This is a genomic window from Thiospirillum jenense (assembly GCF_014145225.1).
Taxonomy (GTDB): Bacteria; Pseudomonadota; Gammaproteobacteria; order Chromatiales; family Chromatiaceae; genus Thiospirillum; species Thiospirillum jenense.
Genome location: NZ_JABVCQ010000010.1, coordinates 1 through 20,932 on the forward strand (window position 1 = coordinate 1; position 20,932 = coordinate 20,932).

Annotated in this window: 22 protein-coding genes; 21 read left to right on the forward strand and 1 reads right to left on the reverse strand. The window is 51.5% G+C overall.

What is annotated here, in order from left to right:
• The 21 genes from HUK38_RS05890 to HUK38_RS05995 all read left to right on the forward strand — a co-directional run.
• Window positions 1-1,375: flagellar hook-length control protein FliK (locus HUK38_RS05890; RefSeq protein ID WP_182583401.1), on the forward strand; the 1,375-nt coding region annotated here is incomplete at its 5' end.
• Between the two features lie 144 nt (window positions 1,376-1,519).
• Window positions 1,520-2,035: a flagellar basal body-associated FliL family protein gene (locus HUK38_RS05895; protein ID WP_182583402.1), complete on the forward strand. Its 516-nt coding sequence runs from the start codon at window positions 1,520-1,522 to the stop codon at window positions 2,033-2,035.
• 44 nt (window positions 2,036-2,079) lie between these two features.
• Complete coding sequence (gene fliM / locus HUK38_RS05900; protein WP_182583403.1) at window positions 2,080-3,078, forward strand: flagellar motor switch protein FliM; 999 nt, start codon at window positions 2,080-2,082, stop codon at window positions 3,076-3,078.
• A 107-nt stretch (window positions 3,079-3,185) separates the two neighbouring features.
• Window positions 3,186-3,602 carry a flagellar motor switch protein FliN gene (fliN, locus tag HUK38_RS15500; RefSeq protein ID WP_338065368.1) on the forward strand — a complete coding sequence of 139 codons (417 nt, stop codon included), beginning with the start codon at window positions 3,186-3,188 and terminating at the stop codon, window positions 3,600-3,602.
• Window positions 3,599-4,036: a flagellar biosynthetic protein FliO gene (gene fliO, locus HUK38_RS05910; protein ID WP_182583404.1), complete on the forward strand. Its 438-nt coding sequence runs from the start codon at window positions 3,599-3,601 to the stop codon at window positions 4,034-4,036. The genes fliN and fliO overlap by 4 nt, the downstream gene beginning before the upstream one ends.
• A 2-nt stretch (window positions 4,037-4,038) precedes the next feature.
• Window positions 4,039-4,800: a flagellar type III secretion system pore protein FliP gene (gene fliP, locus HUK38_RS05915; RefSeq protein ID WP_182583405.1), complete on the forward strand. Its 762-nt coding sequence runs from the start codon at window positions 4,039-4,041 to the stop codon at window positions 4,798-4,800.
• A 19-nt stretch (window positions 4,801-4,819) separates the two neighbouring features.
• A complete protein-coding gene (gene fliQ, locus HUK38_RS05920) occupies window positions 4,820-5,089 on the forward strand; it encodes a flagellar biosynthesis protein FliQ (protein WP_182583406.1) in 270 nt (89 codons plus the stop codon).
• A 35-nt stretch (window positions 5,090-5,124) separates the two neighbouring features.
• Window positions 5,125-5,898, forward strand: coding sequence for a flagellar biosynthetic protein FliR (fliR, locus tag HUK38_RS05925; protein WP_182583407.1), 774 nt, complete (start codon window positions 5,125-5,127; stop codon window positions 5,896-5,898).
• A 4-nt stretch (window positions 5,899-5,902) separates the two neighbouring features.
• Window positions 5,903-7,060 (forward strand): flagellar biosynthesis protein FlhB, encoded by a 1,158-nt coding sequence (flhB, locus tag HUK38_RS05930; RefSeq protein ID WP_182583408.1) that lies wholly within the window; start codon window positions 5,903-5,905, stop codon window positions 7,058-7,060.
• A complete protein-coding gene (gene flhA / locus HUK38_RS05935) occupies window positions 7,057-9,162 on the forward strand; it encodes a flagellar biosynthesis protein FlhA (protein WP_182583409.1) in 2,106 nt (701 codons plus the stop codon). The genes flhB and flhA overlap by 4 nt, the downstream gene beginning before the upstream one ends.
• 110 nt (window positions 9,163-9,272) lie before the next feature.
• The gene (gene flhF / locus HUK38_RS05940) at window positions 9,273-10,517 is read left to right on the forward strand and encodes a flagellar biosynthesis GTPase FlhF (protein WP_182583410.1); all 1,245 of its coding nucleotides are present in this window, start codon (window positions 9,273-9,275) and stop codon (window positions 10,515-10,517) included.
• Entirely contained in the window at window positions 10,504-11,328 is an 825-nt protein-coding gene (locus tag HUK38_RS05945; protein WP_182583411.1) for a MinD/ParA family protein, read from the forward strand. The genes flhF and HUK38_RS05945 overlap by 14 nt, the downstream gene beginning before the upstream one ends.
• Entirely contained in the window at window positions 11,328-12,092 is a 765-nt protein-coding gene (locus HUK38_RS05950; protein WP_182583412.1) for an RNA polymerase sigma factor FliA, read from the forward strand. The genes HUK38_RS05945 and HUK38_RS05950 overlap by 1 nt, the downstream gene beginning before the upstream one ends.
• Before the next feature lie 53 nt (window positions 12,093-12,145).
• Entirely contained in the window at window positions 12,146-12,520 is a 375-nt protein-coding gene (cheY, locus tag HUK38_RS05955; protein WP_182583413.1) for a chemotaxis response regulator CheY, read from the forward strand.
• A 206-nt stretch (window positions 12,521-12,726) separates the two neighbouring features.
• Window positions 12,727-13,506 (forward strand): protein phosphatase CheZ, encoded by a 780-nt coding sequence (locus HUK38_RS05960; RefSeq protein ID WP_182583414.1) that lies wholly within the window; start codon window positions 12,727-12,729, stop codon window positions 13,504-13,506.
• A 30-nt stretch (window positions 13,507-13,536) separates the two neighbouring features.
• Window positions 13,537-15,609, forward strand: a complete 2,073-nt coding sequence (locus HUK38_RS05965; protein WP_182583415.1) for a chemotaxis protein CheA — start codon at window positions 13,537-13,539, stop codon at window positions 15,607-15,609.
• A 3-nt stretch (window positions 15,610-15,612) separates the two neighbouring features.
• Window positions 15,613-16,779: a chemotaxis-specific protein-glutamate methyltransferase CheB gene (locus HUK38_RS05970; RefSeq protein ID WP_182583416.1), complete on the forward strand. Its 1,167-nt coding sequence runs from the start codon at window positions 15,613-15,615 to the stop codon at window positions 16,777-16,779.
• Window position 16,780: 1 nt separating this feature from the next.
• The gene (locus HUK38_RS05975) at window positions 16,781-17,524 is read left to right on the forward strand and encodes a flagellar motor protein (protein WP_182583417.1); all 744 of its coding nucleotides are present in this window, start codon (window positions 16,781-16,783) and stop codon (window positions 17,522-17,524) included.
• A 55-nt stretch (window positions 17,525-17,579) separates the two neighbouring features.
• A complete protein-coding gene (gene motD, locus HUK38_RS05980) occupies window positions 17,580-18,569 on the forward strand; it encodes a flagellar motor protein MotD (RefSeq protein WP_182583418.1) in 990 nt (329 codons plus the stop codon).
• Window positions 18,570-18,644: 75 nt separating this feature from the next.
• Window positions 18,645-19,130 (forward strand): chemotaxis protein CheW, encoded by a 486-nt coding sequence (locus tag HUK38_RS05985; protein ID WP_182583419.1) that lies wholly within the window; start codon window positions 18,645-18,647, stop codon window positions 19,128-19,130.
• A gap of 246 nt (window positions 19,131-19,376) precedes the next feature.
• Window positions 19,377-19,982: a DUF2802 domain-containing protein gene (locus HUK38_RS05995; protein WP_182583421.1), complete on the forward strand. Its 606-nt coding sequence runs from the start codon at window positions 19,377-19,379 to the stop codon at window positions 19,980-19,982.
• 8 nt (window positions 19,983-19,990) lie between these two features.
• Here HUK38_RS05995 and metF read toward each other — a convergent pair whose 3' ends face one another.
• The gene (gene metF / locus HUK38_RS06000; RefSeq protein WP_182583422.1) at window positions 19,991-20,851 is read right to left on the reverse strand and encodes a methylenetetrahydrofolate reductase [NAD(P)H]; all 861 of its coding nucleotides are present in this window, start codon (window positions 20,849-20,851) and stop codon (window positions 19,991-19,993) included.
• Between the last annotated feature and the right edge of the window lie 81 nt (window positions 20,852-20,932).

Here is a 20,932-nt window from a genome sequence, read left to right on the forward strand (position 1 = left end):
AACAACTTTATTAAATGCAATTTTAACGGCGGTGAATGGTAATAACGCGGCAGTTAATTCAACTCCGGCGGCGGGTGTAACTAATCAATCCACTGCACCGGCGGGCAGTTCAACGCCGGTGAATAATGACGCGACCACGACTTTATTAAATGCGATTTTAACGGCGGTGAATAACACGCAGCCGGCGGTTAATTCAACCCCGGCGGCGGGTGTAATTAATCAATCCACTGCACCGGCGGGCAGTTCAACGCCGGTGAATAATGACGCGACCACGACTTTATTAAATGCGATTTTAACGGCGCTGAATGGCAATAACGCGGCAGTTAATTCAACTCCGGCGGCGGGTGTAATTAATCAATCCACTGCGCCGGCGGGCAGTTCAACGCCGGTGAATAATGACGCGACCACGACTTTATTAAATGCGATTTTAACGGCGGTGAATAACACGCAGCCGGCGGTTAATTCAACCCCGGCGGCGGGTGTAACTAATCAATCCACTGCACCGGCGGGCAGTTCAACGCCGGTGAATAATGACGCGACCACGACTTTATTAAATGCGATTTTAACGGCGGTGAATAATCGTCACACGGCAGTTAGTTCAATGCCAGCAGCGGCTACAACGCATGATCCTATTGTGCAAGTAATGGCGCCGCTCATGCCACAGCAATCATTAAATGAAACGAGCGCACCGTCATTAAACACGCCGTCCAATACTGACGCTGTTTCTGCGATGACACTTGCATTTAATCAACAACGTTCAATGGGCGATAAAACATCGCCTGATATGGCTTCTCCATCCACTCTAACCGCTGCTGATAATAATCAAGCGGCGGCAACATCTGGCAATGTGTTATTTGCTGCTGATTTATTTGCACAACTAAAAGCCGCTTCTTTTAATCCAGTCACACCCGCGATTAATCATTCACCAGCGCCCTTTACATTAGATTTATCGCAATTAGTACAGCCGGGTGGTGCAGCATCATTAGCGGAACAATTACAATTGATTGCGCAGGCGCAGGAAGGCACGACTGAATTAAAACTTCATCCCGCCAGTTTAGGTGCGCTTGATGTGCGTATTTCATTAGATGGTAATACCGCGCATGTGCAATTTGCATCGGCGAATGCAACGGTACGCGACGCGCTGGAGGCGGCATTACCGCGTTTGCGCGACGCTTTCATGCAGGATGGCGTGAATTTGGGGCAGGTTTCGGTATCGGATCATGCTTCACAGAATTGGCGTCAGCCGTTGATGCAACATGCCACGAATAGCGAGCAATTTGGCGATGATGCCGACCTGATTGCCGCTGAAACGACGACAATCGCCCCACGCAGTACGCTATCGGCGCTCGCTCGCAAACTCGATCTATTTGTATAATCGGCAAAGGGGACATGGTTGGAATGCGAATCTGCTATAATTGACAGTTTATGCAAACCCACACTGCGCAATAGCGATCATTCAATGTGCGGTGTTGTGCGATTACTCACACGATTTTAGATTCAATGATCTTTTAGGTGTCACATGGCTGAACGAAAAGGTAAAGCGCCCGTTAAAGCAGCTCCAAAATCTAATGCAAAACCAGAAACACCAACCAAGTCTGGTGGTCATCTTAAACTGATTATCATCATTATTTTTGTGGTGTTAATTGCGGCAACGGCAGCAGGTGCCGGCGTTTATTTTTATTTGAGCAAAACGGTTGCTGAACCAGATAACACACCAAAACCGCTCATTTATTATCCAATGGAACCGCTCACCTCTAATTTCGCGGCCGTGCGGCCGGTGCGCTTTTTACGGCTAGGAATCACGGTTGTTACGCGAGATGCCAATGTTGTCGCGGCAATTGGTCAGCATTTACCCAAAATTCGCAATGACATTCTCACGTTATTAGCCGAACAGGCCTATGCACAATTGAATCAACCAGCGGGAAAAGAAACGCTGCGCACCCAGATTCAAGAAGTCATTGCCGCCGGCTTAGTACATGCCGGGCAACCCGCGCCAATTGAACACATCCTATTCACTGAATTAGTCATGCAATAACTACCACCACTGACAATGTCATTTAATTATTAAGGATTCTTGGCATGGCTCAACAAACTGACATTCTCAGTCAAGACGAAATTGATGCACTTTTACATGGCGTTGACAGTGGTGATATTGACGTTGAAGAAAATCCTTTTCCGGCGGATGGCCAGGCGCGTTCGTTCAATTTTGCGACGCAAGAACGCATTGTACGCGGGCGAATGCCAACGCTGGAAATGATTAATGAACGCTTCGCTCGGCATTTGCGTGTTCATTTATTCAATTTACTACGGCGGTCAGCAGAAATCTCAGTGGTTGGGACGCGGCTAATTAAATTTGCCGATTATGTCCATTCGCTCTATGTACCAACTAGCTTGAATTTGGTGCGCGTCATTCCATTGCACGGCACTGGGCTATTTGTTTTTGACCCCAAGTTGGTATTCATTTTAGTAGATAATTTTTTTGGCGGTGACGGGCGCTATTATTCACGGATTGAAGGGCGCGATTTTACGCCAATGGAATTGCGTGTCATTCAAAACTTATTAGAAGCCGCATTTGAAGATATGGAAAAAGCGTGGGAGCCGGTATTGCCACTCAAGTTTGAGTTCATGAATTCTGAAGTTAATCCGCAATTTGCAAATATCGTTAGCCCCAGTGAAATTGTGGTCATTAATGATTTTCATGTTGATCTTGACGGCGGTGGCGGCAATTTACATGTCACCTTCCCGTATTCAATGATTGAACCAATTCGAGAACATCTTGACACGGGTTTGCAATCAGATCGCTCGGGCGTGGATCAACGCTGGCTGAATGCGTTGGAAGAAGAAGTGAAAATGGCCAAGGTTGAAATTAGTTCTATGCTCACCACCACGACCTTGACTATTGAGGAATTACTCGATATTCGTCCCGGGGATGTGATTCCAATTGATTTTCCTGATGAAGTGGTATTAAACGTCGAAGAGATTCCCCTTTTTCGCGGTAGATTCGGTGTGGCCAATGGTGCGAACGCAATCAAAATTGAAGGATTTGTAAAAAGTCGAGCGCCAGAACAATTGATCTAAATATCTCGATTTGATGGCACTGGCATTTTAATTTGAACGAATTAAACGCTAATTAAATTAAATCGGCTAAAGCATTTCAACTTTACAATTAAGAGGAACACGATCAGGTGGCTAATGAAACATCTCCTACTCCCGCCAATCCAACGCCGCCGCGCAATGGCGATGCGCCTGAATGGCCCAAGGCCGAAACAAGCCCAACAGAAGATAATGTTCGCCCATTAACTCCTGAAGATTTCAGTGATTCACAAACCGCGCCGAATGAACAAATTAACTTGGACATGGTGCTAGATGTACCAGTCACCTTGTCAATGGAAATTGGACGGGCAAAAATTCCCATCCGCAATTTGTTGCAATTAAATCAAGGGTCGGTAGTAGAACTAGATCGGTTAGCTGGAGAACCATTAAACGTATTAGTCAATGGCACACTCATTGCACACGGTGAAGTGGTCGTCGTGAATGAAAAATTTGGGATTCGCTTAACCGATGTCATTAGCCCCAGTGAACGCATCAGGAAATTAAAATGAGCGCCCTGCCGCGTCACCAGTGGTTATTAACCATAGCAGTGCTGGGCGGTATTCATTCAATTGCGGCAGCTGATACGGCAATGAATGGTGGGGCAGTGATTACTGGCAGTTATTTGCTGCAAATCATCAGTGGTTTAGCATTTGTCGTTGCGTTAATTATCGGTCTCGCGTGGCTGATGCGTCGGGTTTCTGGCACTGTGGGCAGCAATCGTCAATTGATTGACATTTTAGCCGTGCGCGCTGTCGGGACACGGGAACGACTATTGCTAGTGCAAATTGGCGACGAACAACTGCTCATCGGCGTCACCCCGAACGGCATTGATTGCCTGCATCACTTGACGCAACCACTTGATCTGAGCAACGCCGCGCCGTCCGTCAACTTTGGCTCAAACTTTGCTACAATCCTCAGGAAACGTCTCCAGCCGAACTCCTGAGCATGAACGGTTCGCCCCGCCCCGCAGCACTGTTAATCACTCTCCTCCTCACGACACTGGCGCTGCCGGTTGCCGCCCAGTCGCCGGGGCTGCTTGACGCGGTCACAATGACGCCGGCGGCTAACGGCAGTCAAACTTACTCCGTCACCCTCCAAGTGCTAGTTTTAATGACGGTGCTGACGCTATTACCATCGGCACTCATTATGATGACGTCATTCACGCGCATCATTATCGTATTAGGCATTTTACGGCAAGGATTAGGCACCGCACAGACACCATCTAATCAGGTTTTATTAGGGTTAGCATTGTTTTTAACCCTATTCATCATGGCGCCGGTGTTTCAAAAGATTTACACCGACGCCATTCAACCGTATATGGCAGAACAATTAGGCACTGAAGCGGCCGTGGCCGCAGCGGCGAAACCATTGCGCGCCTTTATGCTCGTGCAAACCCGCGAATCTGATTTAGCCATGTTTGCCAAAATGAATGACCTTGACGGGTTTGATTCACCTGATGCCATTCCCTTTACCTTATTAGTTCCCGCCTTTGTCACCAGTGAATTAAAGACCGCATTTCAGATCGCGTTTTTAATTCTAATTCCCTTTTTAGTCATTGATTTAATCGTCGCCAGTGTGCTAATGGCAATGGGCATGATGATGCTATCGCCCATGATTATTTCATTGCCATTCAAAATCATGCTATTCGTTTTAATTGACGGCTGGTCATTAGTCCTCGGCACCCTCGCCCGCAGTTTCACTGTATAAATCACCGGAGCAAATTATCATGTCACCAGAATTAGTTGTAGATATTGGACAAGATGCGGCCGTGACCGTGATGTTAGTTGCCGCCCCGGTGTTATTAATTGCACTGGGCATTGGTATTATTATTGGCATGATTCAAGCGGCCACACAAATTCAAGAAATGACCCTCACCTTTATTCCTAAACTGGTGGGGATTTTTGTTACCTTTGTATTATTCGGTCATTGGATGCTCACCACCATGACCGATTATACAACCAAGCTCTACGCCACCATTCCAACTCTGGTGGGTTAGCGTGATGGCAATTAAAACACAATAAACTTACCGCGATGTTTCTCACGCCTGAACAAATTATACAATGGGCTAATGGCTTAATGTGGCCCTTTGTACGCATTAGTGCCGTGTTAATTGCTGCGCCGATTTTTGGAGCGCAGGGCATTAGCACCCAAGTCCGCCTCAGTTTAGCACTTCTGCTCGCCGTATTAATTGCCCCACAATTACCACCATTACCAACAATTGATCCCCTCAGCCCCAATGGTTTAGTCATTTTATTTATTCAAGTTTTAATTGGCTTGACCATTGGGTTTTTATTACAAATGGTCTTTTCTGCCGTCACCCAAGCGGGAGAAATTGTCGCATTATCAATGGGTTTAGGCTTTGCTTCGGTGATTGATCCCAATGCCGGCGTACAGGTGCCCATTGTGTCACAATTCTTTGTCATTATTGCCACGTTAATTTTTTTAGCCCTCGACGGGCATCTGGCGTTAATTGAGTTATTACTCGACAGTTTCAAAACCTTTCCCATCGCTGAGTCCAGTTTAACCGTTGAGAATTTATGGACATTAATCAGTTTTGGCAGTGATATGTTCACCGCCGCATTATTGATTGCGCTGCCAGCCGTCGCCGCTTTATTAGTGGTCAATTTAGCAATGGGTGTGGTCGCACGTGCTGCGCCGCAATTAAACATTTTCGCCGTCGGTTTCCCGGTAATGATGATGGTTGGATTCTTGCTATTACTCTTGTTACTTCCCGGTATTTTGACCGGCTTAAAAGAGTTATTAACCGCCAGCTTTGGGCTGATGCGGCATTTTCTGAGGATGTAACACTATGGCCGCTGAAAATGAAAATGGTCAAGAGAAAACCGAACAACCAACCGGTAAACGCATTACTGAATCGCGTGAAAAGGGACAAATTCCGCGTTCAAAAGAATTAAATACCGTTATCGAGTTGATGGCGGGCGGCGGGTTTATTTTAATTTATGGTGGCTATCTAGGAACGCAGCTTAGTCAACATATTACAGCGGCATTCACCATTGATCGTGAGCAGGCGTTTGATACCGCTTTATTAGTCACTGCGCTGCATGAACAAATCCGCACCGCACTATTAACGTTAACACCGTTATTTGTCGTGCTGGCACTGGCAGCACTATTCGGTTCAGTATTAATTGGTGGTTTAAACTTTTCCACCAAAGCGTTAATGCCCAATTTCGGTAAATTAAATCCAATCAAAGGGATTAAACGGTTATTTTCCAGCACTGGCCTAATTGAATTAGTCAAAGCACTGGGCAAATTTTTGGTGGTGAGTATTGTTGCCGGCATGGCATTATGGGGCATTGTTGATGAGATATTAGGTTTAGGGCAGGAGCCGGCCGCAGTCGCTATTGTTCACGCCGGCGAATTATCCGCGTGGATTTTCTTTACCGTTTCTAGTGCATTAATTATTTTAGCCTTAATTGATGTGCCATTCCAATTGTGGAATCATAACAAACAATTGCGCATGACTTTACAAGAAGTCAAGGATGAACAAAAAGAAACGGATGGACGACCGGAAATTAAAAGTCGTATTCGGCAATTGCAATATCAAATGGCACAAAAACGGATGATGGCGGAAGTGCCGAAAGCGGATGTGGTGATTACCAATCCAACACATTATGCGGTGGCATTGCGGTATGATGCCGACACGATGCGCGCTCCGCGTTTATTAGCAAAAGGGATGGATAGTGTGGCATTTGCTATTCGTGAATTAGCGGAACAACACGACGTGATGCGGATTGAAGCCCCCGAAGTGGCGCGGGCAATTTATTTCACCACTGAATTAAATCAAGAAATTCCCAATGGTTTATTTGTCGCGGTGGCGCGGATTTTGGCGTATGTGTATCAATTACGGCGGCAGGATATTCAAGTTGAATTGCCGCATGATTTACCCGTGCCACCGGAATATCTTGATCCCAACCGCGCCCGTCAAGCACGGCGGAAATCACTATGACTACAGTTGTTGAACGTCTCGGCATTCTTAATCGCCTCGCCCTCGGCGCCCCAATACTTATTTTGGCGCTGTTGGCAATGTTGGTATTGCCGCTGCCGCCATTTTTACTCGATTTATTATTCACTTTTAATATCGCGTTGTCATTAATCGTCATTATGGTTTCGATTTATACACCGCGCCCGTTAGATTTCGCCATTTTTCCAACTGTATTATTGGTTGCGACCCTGTTGCGATTAGCCCTCAACGTCGCCTCAACGCGGGTCATTTTATTGCACGGTGCGGAAGGCACCGCCGCGGCGGGGCATGTGATTGAAGCCTTTGGTGAATTCGTCATTGGCGGTAATTTCGCCGCTGGTTTAGTGGTTTTCACTATTCTCATCATTATTAACTTCATTGTCGTCACTAAAGGTGCAGGGCGTGTTTCTGAAGTGAGCGCCCGCTTTACATTAGATGCCATGCCCGGCAAACAAATGGCAATTGATGCCGATCTTAATGCCGGGTTAATTAGTCAAGATGATGCGCGGCGGCGGCGCGAGGAAGTTGCGCGGGAAGCCGACTTTTACGGCTCAATGGACGGCGCAAGTAAGTTCGTGCGCGGCGACGCCATTGCCGGTATTTTGGTGTTATTTGTCAACATCATTGGTGGTTTAATTATTGGCACATCGCAGCACGGCATGTCGCTGAGTGAAGCCTCGGAGATTTACGTTTTATTAACCATCGGTGACGGCTTAGTCGCGCAATTGCCGGCGTTATTACTGTCTTCAGCCACCGCGTTAATCGTCACCCGCGTCTCCACGCCGCAAGACATGGGGCAACAGGTCACAGTCCAACTGTTTGATAATCCAAGAGTTTTATACGTCACCGCCGGCATCATCGGGCTGTTGGGCTTGATTCCCGGAATGCCCAACCTCGTGTTTTTGGGCTTGGCAACGCTGCTGGGTGGTGGTGGTTATTTGCGCACCCGCCGCATTCGGGACACTGCCGCGGCCGCCGAAAGTGCCTTACCCCCGGGCGTGGAAATTCCCAGCGCCGAAACCCGCGAGTTGTCGTGGGAAGACGTGCCGCCAGTGGATTTAATTGCGCTGGAAGTGGGTTATCGTTTAATTCCATTAGTTGATCGCAGCCAAGATGGGCAATTGATGGGGCGGATTAAAGGCATTCGCCGCAAGTTGTCACAAGAACTCGGCTTTTTAATTCAACCGGTGCATATTCGGGATAATCTCGAATTGGGGCCGAATCATTACCGCATTGCATTACTCGCCGTGACCATTGCCGAGGCGGAGGTCTTTCCCGAGCGCGAATTGGCAATTAACCCCGGGCAGGTATTTGGCAATGTCCCCGGCACACCGACGAAAGACCCGACGTTTGGATTAGACGCGCTGTGGATTGATCCGGCGGATCGGGACGCGGCGCAGGGCGCGGGTTACACGGTGGTGGATGCCGCCACCATCATCGCCACGCATTTGTCACAGGTGCTGCGGGAAAATGCCCACCGCCTGATCGGCTATGAAGAGGTGCAGCATTTATTAGATCAACTCGGGCGGCGTTCACCCAAACTGGTGGACAATCTCAAGTCAATATCGCTGGGCGTGATTCTCAAGGTGCTGCAAAACCTGTTGTCTGAACAAATCAGCATTCGTGACATTCGCACTATTGCCGAAACACTGGCAGAGCGGACCCTGACCAGTCAGGATCCTGACACCCTCACCGCCGCCGTGCGCGTGGCATTGGCGCGGTCAATTGTGCAGGATTTGGTTGGTCCCGATCAGGAACTGCCGTTGATTGCGCTGGAACCATCGTTGGAACAACTCTTGCATAAGTCACTACAAGGCAGTCAAGGTGAAACGATTGGTATCGAACCGGGGTTAGCAGAACGGATTCAACGCGCAGTGGCGGATACGGCACGGCGTTTGGAGGTCGAAGGTTCCCCAGCCGTGTTGGTAGTGGCGCCCGAAATTCGCTCGTGGATTGCCAGTTGGCTGCGCGGGGCGGTGCGCAATTTATCAGTGATGGCGTTCACAGAAATTCCAGATAATCGGCGCATTCGGGTTGTCGCCACCGTCGGGCAGAACGACGCACCCGCACCAAGACGCTCATCTTAAAACTACTCAGCCGACCCCGGTAGGGGCAAGCAACTGATCTGGGTTGGGTAGTGATCAACATCATTGCTTTAAGCACCATCGGTTAGGCTTGCGGGTTGAGGGGAATTATCATGAATGTACGACGCTATCGGGCGCGGGATATGCGCGAGGCCATGCGCCAAGTGCGCGAGTATCAGGGACCAGATGCGGTGATCTTATCCACCCATCGTGTGGACGGGATGCTGGAGGTAGTGGCGGCTTTCGATAGCGAGTTGGTCGAGCAAGAGGGCGTCACACCGGCTAAACTTGGAACGACGGCGCGTTCTCGTGATAATCTACCTCCCAGTGATCCCGATTTAGAGGCGATGCGGCGCGAGTTGAGTGATCTGCGTCACCTGCTCGTGGCACAAAATAACGCCACTGAAATGGCGCAGTGGGCAGCACGTCATCCACTCGCAGCGGAACTGGTCTCGCGGCTGGCACACTGCGGCTTTAACGAAAAATTAGCGCGCAGTCTGGTCGGAGGCATTGCCGAAGATCAGCATATTGAAACCGCTTGGTCACGATTGCGAGCGCGCCTGTCAGCCGCCTTAACCGTTACGCAACCTGATGTTTTAGAACGTGGCGGGATGCTGGCGCTAGTGGGGCCGACCGGTGTTGGCAAAACCACGACGATCAGCCGGCTGGCACTGCGGCAGATGCGACGCATGGGGCGTGAGGCGGTGAGTTTGGTTACGCTCGACCGCCAGCGGTTTGGCGCTTACAAACAACTGCAAGCGTTCGGCCAAATGGCTGGGTTGTCGGTGATGTTGATGGAAGATGAGCGCGAGCTAACCACTTTGGCCAGTCACACCGGCGATGGTCGCTTGGTGCTGATTGATACCGCTGGACGGGCGGCACGCGATATGATGGAGCGGCGCTTGTTTTCGACGGTGCGTGCCGAAACCAGTTTAGAAACCTGGTTAGTTGTTGCCGCTACACATCAGGCACGAGTTATGAATCAAATTTTACAGGCTTTTGAGGGCTGCGAGCCGACCGCTTTGGTGCTGACTAAAGTGGATGAAGCGGCTTTGCTCGGTGAGGTGCTATCTGTCCTCCTCGAACAACGTTTAGGATTAACTTTTTATAGTGATGGTCAACGACTTACAGAGGATTTTCACGCCATTGACACCGCCCATTTGACTAGCCTTGCTTTGCGTGAAGTGGTGACTCAACAGCAACCCCGCCGCTGGGCTGGGCAGCAGAGCACCGCCGGGATGGGTGGCGCTGATGAGCTGTCAGCGTATAACCCCTACGCCAATCACGCGGACAGTCAAGCGGGAATGATTTTGGAGTCGGTGGTGCCGTTTAGTAAACGCCCGCATGTCGGTTTCTAACACTCCATTAAAAATTATCGCAGTTGCCAGTGGCAAAGGCGGAGTCGGCAAGACGAATGTGTCCGTCAATCTTGCCGTCGCCCTCGCCCGTCTTGGCCGGCGCGTGATGATTTTTGATGCCGATCTTGGGTTAGCTAATGCTGATTTATTACTCGGCCTGCGCCCCAGTAAAACCCTGCATGACCTGGTCACGGGGGCGGTAGATGATCTACGCAGTATTCTGGTTGAAGGCCCCGATGGGGTGCTATTGGTGCCGTCCGCATCTGGTATCGCCAGCATGGCTAATTTGGGTCATGCCGAACATTTGGGATTAATCCGCGCTTTTAGCTCTTACCAAGAACCACTGGATGTGTTAGTGGTGGATACCGCCGCCGGGGTGCAAGCATCCGTCACCAGTTTTTGCAAAGCGGTTCAAGAAGTGTTGGTGGTGGTCTGCGATGAACCGGCCTCAATTACCGACGCCTATGCCTTGATTAAAGTATTAAACCAAGATCACGGTGTACGGCGCTTTCGCCTGATTTGTAACATGATGTCCAGTGTTGAAGCTGGGCGGCGCTTGGCGCAAAAATTAGTGATGGTGTGTACCCAATATTTGCCGGATGTGACGGTGGATGCTTCCGGATTTATCCCGATGGATGAGCAATTACGGCGGGCAGTTCAGCGCCGCGCCCCGGTGGTGAGTCTGTACCCCACCAGTATCTCGGCGCAGGCGTTTGGTGACTTGGCGCGCAAAGTGGATAACTGGAGCATTTCGGCAGCCAATCTTGGCGGCATCGGCTTTTTTGTTGAACGGATGTTAAAAAGTGTCTAATGGCCGCACATCGTTCTTTGCAAGGCTACCTCAGCAGTGCCGAACAACCGGAAGCACTGGTCGCTGCGCACATTGAGTTGGTGCATCGCATTGCTCATCATTTGGCAGCGCGACTTCCGGCATCGGTGCAAATTGATGACCTGATCCAGTCGGGCATGATTGGTTTGATTGAAGCCTCGCGCCAGTTTCAAAGTGGGCAAGGCGCGGTGTTCGCCACTTATGCGGGAATTCGCATTCGTGGGGCGATGATTGATGAACTGCGCCGCGCTGATTGGGCGCCGCGTTCAGTACACCGCAACAGTCGCCGCGTGGCCGCCGCCATTGCCACCATTGAAGGCCGCGAGGGTCGAGCGGCGCGTGACAGCGAAATTGCCGCCGTGTTGGAGGTGAGCCTCTCTGACTATCACGCGATGTTACAGGATAGCGCGGGAACGCATTTGCTGGGCATCGATGATTTTTTTGGCGAGGAGGGCGATCCAGATCGGCGCTTACCAATTGGGCTGAATACCCCCGGCGACGAGGTAGAATCTGACCAATTTCGTACCGCACTCGCAGACGCAATCGCTGATCTGCCAGAAAAAGAGCGTTTGGTGTTGGCGCTCTATTACAATGAGGAGTTGAACCTGCGCGAAATTGGCGCCGTGCTAGAGGTCACAGAGTCGCGGGTGAGTCAAATTCGCAGTCAAGCGATTTTGCGGCTGCGGGCGCGATTGCACGACTGGTTCAATGGCGGTGGACAAACGCCAGCTTATCGTATTGAATAACACCTTTAATCGCTAGAATCTATTTTGATGAGGAGTTGCGTGTGGATAAAGGCATGAAAATCTTGATCGTGGATGATTTTTCCACGATGCGGCGTATTATTAAAAACCTGTTGCGTGAATTGGGGTTTAACAATACCACTGAAGCCGATGATGGCAGTACCGCGCTGCCGATGCTGAAAAATGGTTCATTTGATTTTGTCGTCACCGATTGGAATATGCCTAACATGGAAGGCATCGCGTTGTTGCGGGCCATTCGCGCTGATCCGGCGTTGCAAAAGTTGCCGGTGTTGATGGTGACGGCGGAAGCCAAACGCGAGCAGATTATCGAAGCGGCCGAGGCGGGTGTTAATGGTTATATTGTTAAACCATTTACTGCGGAGACGTTGAAAGAAAAAATTGACAAGATTTTTGAACGTCTCGAAAGCTAGGCGGCGCTCGTATCCTGCCGACCTCAGTTTAGCAACGCTGCCACAAGACAATTGTGTGATTTGGTTATACTGTTGCTAATCCACCCAACGGCCAGATGTCTGCGAGTGTTGGGGGATTTTTGCGGCACTAAGACGCTACTGGCGTGTTGGTGCCGCTGCTAGTCATTGGAATCAACAACCGTCCCCGCTGGATTGAACATTACACCATGGCGACCACCACGCAACGTGAGGAAGAACGGCAGGCACAGTTGGAATTGGCGCGCTTGCTGGTTGAGCAGCTACAACGGGGTGATGACGAAGCCGTTGAAATCACGATTCATCGCTTGAGTGCGCCATTTGAGCGCGAGTTGTTTGCCGAGTTGGGTAAGCTGACGCGGGATTTGCACGAAGCACTCAAGGGTTTTCGTGAAGATTCGCGGCTGTTGGAAATTACCCGCGACGAAATTCCAGATGCCAAAGAACGTCTGAATTACGTTATCACCATGACCGAGCAGGCGACCCATCGTACCCTCAATGCCGTTGACGCGGGGCTCCCGATTGCGGAACAGATTCACGCCATGGCCGCTGAGTTGGCGGCGAATTGGGTGCGGTTTCGTCGCCGTGAAATGTCGGTGGATCAATTCCGTCAGTTGGCTAATGACCTGGATGCGTTCTTTGCGATGACGGATACGGAAACGGATCGGCTGCGCTCGCTGATGTCACAAATTATGATGGCGCAGGATTTCCAAGATTTAACCGGTCAGATCATTAGTCGCGTCATTCGCCTGGTGCAGGATGTTGAAGAAAACCTCGTCGGGTTGGTGCGGCTGTCCAGTGCGCGCATGGAGGCGGTGAAGTCGGCCGCCCCGCGCCCCAGTGAGGTAGATGAGGCGGTGGCGGCAATTGAATCACGCGGGCCAACGGTGCCGAATACTAAAGATGTGCAGGCGAATGTCGTCACTGGCCAAGATGATGTGGATGATTTGCTGTCTAGTTTAGGTTTTTAGTGGGTGTGTTGATTCCAAGGAACCGCCGTCATGCCAATTGATCCGAATGACGAAATTCTGCAAGATTTTCTGGTTGAGGCTGGAGAATTGCTCGAAGGTCTCAATGAGCAACTCATTGCTTTAGAACAGGATCCGGAGAATCGTGATTTATTAAATGCGGTGTTTCGCAGTTTCCACACCATTAAAGGCGGGGCGGGATTTCTGAATTTGACCAGTCTGGTGGCGGTGTGCCATCGCGCTGAAGATGTATTTAATTTGTTGCGTAATGGCGAGCGCAAAATCAATTCGCTGTTGATGGACACGGTGCTACAGGTGCTGGATGTTCTCAACGTGATGTTTGGTGATTTGCAAGCCGCTCAAGAACCCGGTGCGGCGCCCCCGGCGTTATTGGCGGCGCTGGATCAATTTGCCGTTCCAGAAGATGCCACCGCCGCTCCGTCGCCCCCGCCTGTGACAACCCCGCCCTCACCAGCATCGCCGGTTGCCCAGTCAGCGACCGACGAGGCGGGTGACGACATCACCGAAGCCGAATATGACCGTCTGCTGGACGTACTCGGCAGCAGTCAACAACCCGCCCCGCCGCCCTTGCCACCTAAAAGTCAGGCTAATTCCAATTCGATTAGCGATGATGAGTTTGAGGCGCTGCTTGATAAATTAAAAAATCAAGGGGGGGCGACGGTGGCGGCACCATCAGTTGCACCGCCACCCGCGGCGGCGGCACCGTTGCCAATCGCCATCAAAGCCGCCGCACCTGCGCCAGCACCGGCTACTGCAAAACCCGCTGTCCCGCCGCCGGTCAAACCGGCGTCCCCACCAGCAGCGGTGACGAATGGCAGCGATGCTGACGCTGGTAGTAAAGCGGCCGCTCGTCAACCGGCAGCGCCACCGGCGGAAACGTCCGTGCGCGTGGATACGCACCGCTTAGATGAAATTATGAATCTGGTCGGTGAACTGGTGCTGGTGCGTAACCGTTTGAGTATGTTGCGGGCGCGCACGGCTGATGATGAGGTGGCTAAAGCAATTGGCTCGCTGGCATTGGTAACGGCAGATTTGCAAACGGCGGTGATGAAAACGCGGATGCAGCCGATCAAAAAGGTGTTCAGCCGTTTCCCGCGAGTGGTGCGCGATTTGGCGCGCAATTTGGGCAAAGAAATTGATCTGGAAACGTACGGCGAGGATACCGATCTCGACAAAAATCTGGTTGAGGCGCTGGCCGATCCGCTGGTGCATTTGGTGCGCAACGCCGTTGATCACGGGATTGAAATGCCGGATGTGCGCGCCTCTCGCGGTAAACCCCGCAAGGGGACGGTGACGCTCGGTGCAGCACAGGAGGGCGATCACATCGCGCTGGTGATTGAGGATGACGGGCGCGGCATGGATCCGCACATTTTGCGTGACAAGGCGGTGTCGAAAGGGTTACTTGATCCGTTGACGGCCGAGCGCATGTCCGCCCGTGATGCCTTTAACCTGATTTTCCTCGCCGGCTTTTCCACCAAAGAAGAAATTTCAGATGTCTCCGGCCGCGGCGTGGGGATGGACGTGGTCAAAACCCGCATCACCCAGTTGAACGGCACGGTGGAGATTGACTCGGAACTGGGGCGCGGCACGACGTTGCGCATCAAATTACCGCTGACGTTGGCGATTTTGCCGGCGCTGATGGTGATTTTAGACAAGCGGCGCTTTGCCATTCCGCTGGCGTCAGTGTCGGAAATTCTCGATTTGGATTTAGACCGCAGTCATTTTGTTGACGAACAGGAAACCATGATGGTGCGCAATCACGCGCTGCCGCTGGTGTACATCGCGCACTGGGTGCAGCCGCGCCGTCCACCGGAGCCGCATCCGGAGGCGCATGTCGTGGTGGTTCACGTCGGGCAGCGCAAAGTTGGGTTGGTGGTGGATGGGCTGGTCGGGCAAGAAGAGGTGGTGATTAAACCGCTCGGCGTTGGCTTGCAGGGCGTGCCGGGATTGGCTGGTGCAACCATCACCGGCGATGGCGGGATTGCGTTAATCCTTGATATTCCAGAACTTTTACGCATCATGGGCAAGGCAAATTATGGACGTCGTAGTAGCCGCGGTGCCGTTGCGATGGCGGTAGGAGCGTAAACGGTGGCGGTACGGGTCGTAGTCGTTGATGATTCGGGATTTTTTCGCCGCCGCATCGTGGAAATTCTCAACGCCGATATTGGCATCGAGGTTGTTGGCACCGCGACCAATGGGTTGGAGGCGATTGAAATTGTCAAACGCTTGAAACCCGACGTGGTGACGATGGACATCGAGATGCCGGTGTTGGATGGCATTTCAGCGGTGCGGCGGCTGATGGCTGAAGCGCCGGTGCCGATTTTGATGTTTTCCACGCTGACAACGGACGGGGCGCGGGCGACGCTCGATGCGCTGGAGGCGGGGGCGATTGATTTTTTACCCAAGCGCTTCAGCGAGATGGCCAGCGATGAAAATAGTGCCAAAACCCTGTTGCGGCGGCGGGTGCGGACGTTGGCGCGATCACGGCAGCCGCGGTCAGTGGCGACCAGTTCACCTGTCACCCCGGCACGCGCTGTGCTTACATCTGCCGGTAACCCGTCCACCCGCGCCCGTCCGGCTGGTGCGGAGACGATGTTGCTGTTACCGTCCGCCCGCCCGTTGACTACAGCATCCGTCACGTCGGCAACCGCAACTCCATCACCTCAATCAGGCTTAAAACCCGTGCGTACGCTGCGCGCTGTTTTGATCGGAACGTCCACTGGTGGCCCGGTGGCGTTGCAAGAAGTGTTGAAATGTTTGCCAAAAACCTTTCCGTTACCGCTGGTTTTGGTACAACACATGCCCGCCAGTTTCACGCCCGCGTTTGCCGAGCGTCTTAATCAACTGTGCCAAATTGAGGTGCGCGAGGCGGCGGATGGCGATGTTCTCAAACCGGGATTAGCGTTACTCGCGCCCGGCGGGCGGCAGATGTTATTGGAAACTGGGTCACAAATTCGCATCAAAATCGAAGACAGTCCGCCCGGCACGATTTATAAACCTAGCGTGGATATGACGTTCAATTCGGCCGTGGCCGCGCTGCGTGGACAGGTGCTGGCGGTGGTGCTGACTGGCATGGGCGCTGATGGTCGTGAAGGGGCGCGGGCGTTGAAAGAACAGGGTGCCCACATTTGGGCGCAAGATGCCGCCTCGTCCGTGGTATTTGGGATGCCCGCCGCGATTATTGATGCCGGATTAGCCGATCAGGTGCTGGCGCTTAACGAAGTCGGTCCGGCCTTGGTCAAGGGGTTCTGTTGACATGGATTTACTCAGTATTATCGGTGTTTTACTCGGGTTATTCGCCATCATTGGTGGATCAATCGCCAAAGGCAGTGGGTTGGCGGCGCTGTGGAATTTGGCGGCATTCATCATCGTGATCGTAGGCACCATCGCGGCTACCTTTGTCAACAACCGTCCGGTGGCGTTTTTTCACGGCATGCGCATTTTTCCCTGGATTTTCCTCCCCCCGCTGCTCGATTTTGAAAGCATGTTAGCGCGGGTGGTTGAATGGTCACAGGTGTCGCGTAAAGACGGGTTATTAGGTTTAGAAACGCTGTCTGAAGAAGAAACTGACCCGTTTATTCGGAAAGGGTTGCAATTATTGGTGGATGGCGCTGAACCGCAAATGTTGCGCAAAGTGATGGAAGCGGATTTAGATAATAGCGCCGCGTTTGATATGCAGGGCGCTAAAGTCTTTGAAAGCATGGGGATTTATTCACCAACGCTCGGCATTATTGGTGCCGTGATGGGCTTGATGGCAGTAATGCAAAACTTATCGGAGCCGAGCAAATTAGGCCCTGGCATTGCGGCGGCATTTGTGGCAACGATTTATGGCATTGGATTTGCGAATTTATTATTGCTTCCCGCCGCCAATAAATTAAAAAGTTTAATTCAAGCGCGGGTGGATTATCAAACAATGGTACTGGAAGGATTAGTCTCCATTGCGGAAGGCGAAAACCCACGCAGTATTGAGAATAAATTGAGTGGGTTTATCCAAAACTGACCCGCAACCGTCCCGATATGATGTCAATGACATCGGCGACACGGAGTTAAGATTCATGGGACACCGTAAAAGACACGAGGATCATCCCAATCATGAAGCCTGGGCAATTCCTTATGCTGATTTATTGACATTGTTATTAGCCTTTTTTGTGGTCATGTACGCCATTTCGGCCGTGGATGCCGGCAAATATCGGGTCATGTCTAATTCGTTATTAGAAGCCTTTGGTGTCCAGGTGCAAACTGACGTCATTGAAGCGGGTGATCCCAGTATATCGCCAGATGTGATTGTTGATGACAAAACTAAGCGCACTCTAATGCCAATGGAAATAGAACGGCGGGCGACGGAATTTTGGCATTTGAATAAACCGACTGATGTCGACTCACAAACGACTGAGTTATTAGCAGAAGGCAGCATGGAAGAGCAATTGGTTGATCGTGAAGGGATTCGCCTCGCTATTGCCGATATTGCTGATGAAATTGAAGATTCACTAAGTACATTAATTGAAGATGATGTCATTAAAGTCCACCGCGAATCTTATTGGTTGGAAATAGAGATTAATACCAATTTATTATTTCCCAGTGGGTCGGCAGTGATTGCAGAAGCTGCCCGCCCGGTATTAGTGGAAGTGGCGCATATTCTCGCCAATCGTCCGTTGCGTATTCACGTTGAAGGGCATACTGATGATGTGCCAATTAGTAGTTCAGTATTCCCGTCTAATTGGGAATTATCATCCGGACGGGCGGCGAGTGTGGTGCATTTATTTGCCGAAAATGGCATTAACCCGCGCTATATGGTGGCAATGGGTTATGGTGAATTTCAACCGGTGGCTAATAATACAGATGCCGAAGGACGGGCGCGTAATCGCCGTGTCGCCGTTGTGGTTTTGCCGGGGGAATTATCACAAATGGCCAGCGGTGGAAAGAATGAACCTGAGCGCGTGAAAAGTGATTATCAAGCATTGGGCGTCTCACCAAATAATAATGCCGCTCCTGTCGGAGGGACGCCACCTGTCGTATTGCCAACCCCGCCTGCGGGACAGAATTAACCTGAATGATGCTTGACCGAAATGATAGTTAATTAGTTGCCCAAATAATGATTGTGAATTGACGGTAAAGCAATTATGACCGACTTAGATAACCATGTACACGCTAAAACGAATTCGTCTTCTTTTGTCACCTTTAGTCTGGCGGATGAAACCTATGCGATTGATGTGTTGCAGGTGCAAGAGGTTTTAAAATTAACTGAGATCGCACCAGTGCCCGGGGTGCCGGACTATATTTTGGGTATTATTAATTTGCGCGGTGATGTGGTGACGGTGATTGATGCGCGGCGGCGCATGGGGTTGACTGAACGTGAACCGGATGATGCGGCGCGCATTGTCATTATTGATGTTGATAATCAAAACGTCGGTATTTTGGTTGATGCGGTCGCGGAAGTAGTGCAAATTTCACCCGAAGATGTTGATCCCGCCCCGGCGGTTGGGAACGATCAAAGTAGTCGTTTTATTCTCGGCGTGACCAGTAGTGAAGGTGGCTTAACCATTTTAATCAGTTTGGAAAAGCTGTTGTCGGATGAAGAATGGGATTTGTTGCGCAATATTAATTAGATGGGACAGGATTTAATTCAACCGCCGCAGCCAATACCAGCAGCCCCCAGCTATCATGCCCCGGTGGCGGGTAAAGGTGATCGGGTGAAATCTACCCCCGTGTCATTGAGATTAGCCCTTCAACAGCGTCGTCAAGCGAAAAAACGTAAGCCCAAACGTCGCCCAATTATTGATGAATATGTTTAGTGCGTGACGGCAACTTTTTATTAAAATCCGATTAACTTTTTATTACGGTGGTAATTGATTTTGATCGAACGGAGTGACATTTTAGCGGCGCTATTCGGCATTGTGGCGATCACGGCGTTGGTGGCATTTGTGACGCTACGCCAGCGACTGGCACGAGTTAGCACGGAATTTGAGCAGCAAACTCAGGCAATTTTGGCGATGCAGGGCGCGATCAAGGTGTTGTCGGGTGAGGCAATTGGCCACCGGCAGGATTTAGCGGCGCTGCGCCAAGCCATTGATCGCCTGATTGAATTGCACCACGAGTCGCGTTTGGAAACACGGCTGCGGGATGCCGACAGCAGTCCCTATAGTCAGGCGATTGCGCTGATTCGACATGGGCAGTCGCGGGATGAGGTGCGCAAACTGTGTTCGCTGACCGAGTCGGAAGTTGATCTGCTGTTCAGTTTGCACGGGCAGGGCGTGGGCAGTGGGATGCGCACCCCGGATCGGCGGTTGGAGCCGGAATCGCGTCACGAGTTGGAACAGCGGCTGCGGCGGTTGCACGAGCAGGAATTGCGCAATCTTAACCAGTTTGGCGAGTTGCCGCCCACGCGGTTTGATGATGATCCCCCCTCGCGGTTTGACGTGCCAGAAGATGATAACTGGACGCCACCGAACCGACGGTAGTGATTCCGTTATAACCGGTAGCCGGTTAAGCCCAAGTCTGCCCACAAGCGCAAACCCGGCGCGGCTTGATTCATGGTGTAAAAATGCAGCCCCGGCGCCTCGTGTTCGAGTAACCGCTCGCACAAATCTAGCACCACGTCGTGCCCAAATGCCCGAATGGCGTCGCGGTCGTCACCAAAATATTCGAGCCGCCGCCGAATCCAGCGCGGAATTTCCGCCCCGCAGGCATCCGAAAACCGCGCCAGTTGCGTGTAATTGGTGATCGGCATGATGCCGGGAATAATCGGGATGTTAATTCCTAGATGCGCGCAACTGTCCAGCAGCGCAAAGTAGGCGTCGGCGTTGTAAAAATATTGCGTGATCGCGGCGTTCGCCCCCGCGTCCACTTTGCGTTTGAAATTCTCCAAATCGGCCATCGCTGACGGTGCCTGCGGGTGGAATTCCGGGTACGCGGCCACCTCGATATAAAACTCGTCGCTAAACTCCCGCCGTAAAAACGTCACCAATTCATTGGCATAGCGAAACGTGCCGCTGTCCAATCGTCCCATCCCCGACGGTAAATCCCCGCGCAACGCCACCAGCCGATCAACGCCCTGCTCGCGGTAGTGCTGGACGATGGCGCGGATTTCCTCCTCGCTCGAGCCAATGCACGCCAGATGCGGCGCGGTGGTGATGCCCTGCTCGCGTAACCACGTCACGGTTTCAAATGTCCGTTCACGGGTCGAGCCGCCCGCGCCGTAAGTGCAGGAAAAATACAGCGGGCGCACGGCGTTGAGGCGGGCGACGGTCTGTTTCAGTTGCTCCATGCCTTCGGTCGTTTTGGGCGGGAACAATTCAAAGCTGAACGCGGGTTGGTAGTGGGTCGTCATAAGTCATTGATGGTTAGTGAGTGAGCAGAGCATTTCGCCATCACTGGTGCGTGAGCGCAAGCGGTGCGGCATTGTGAAGAA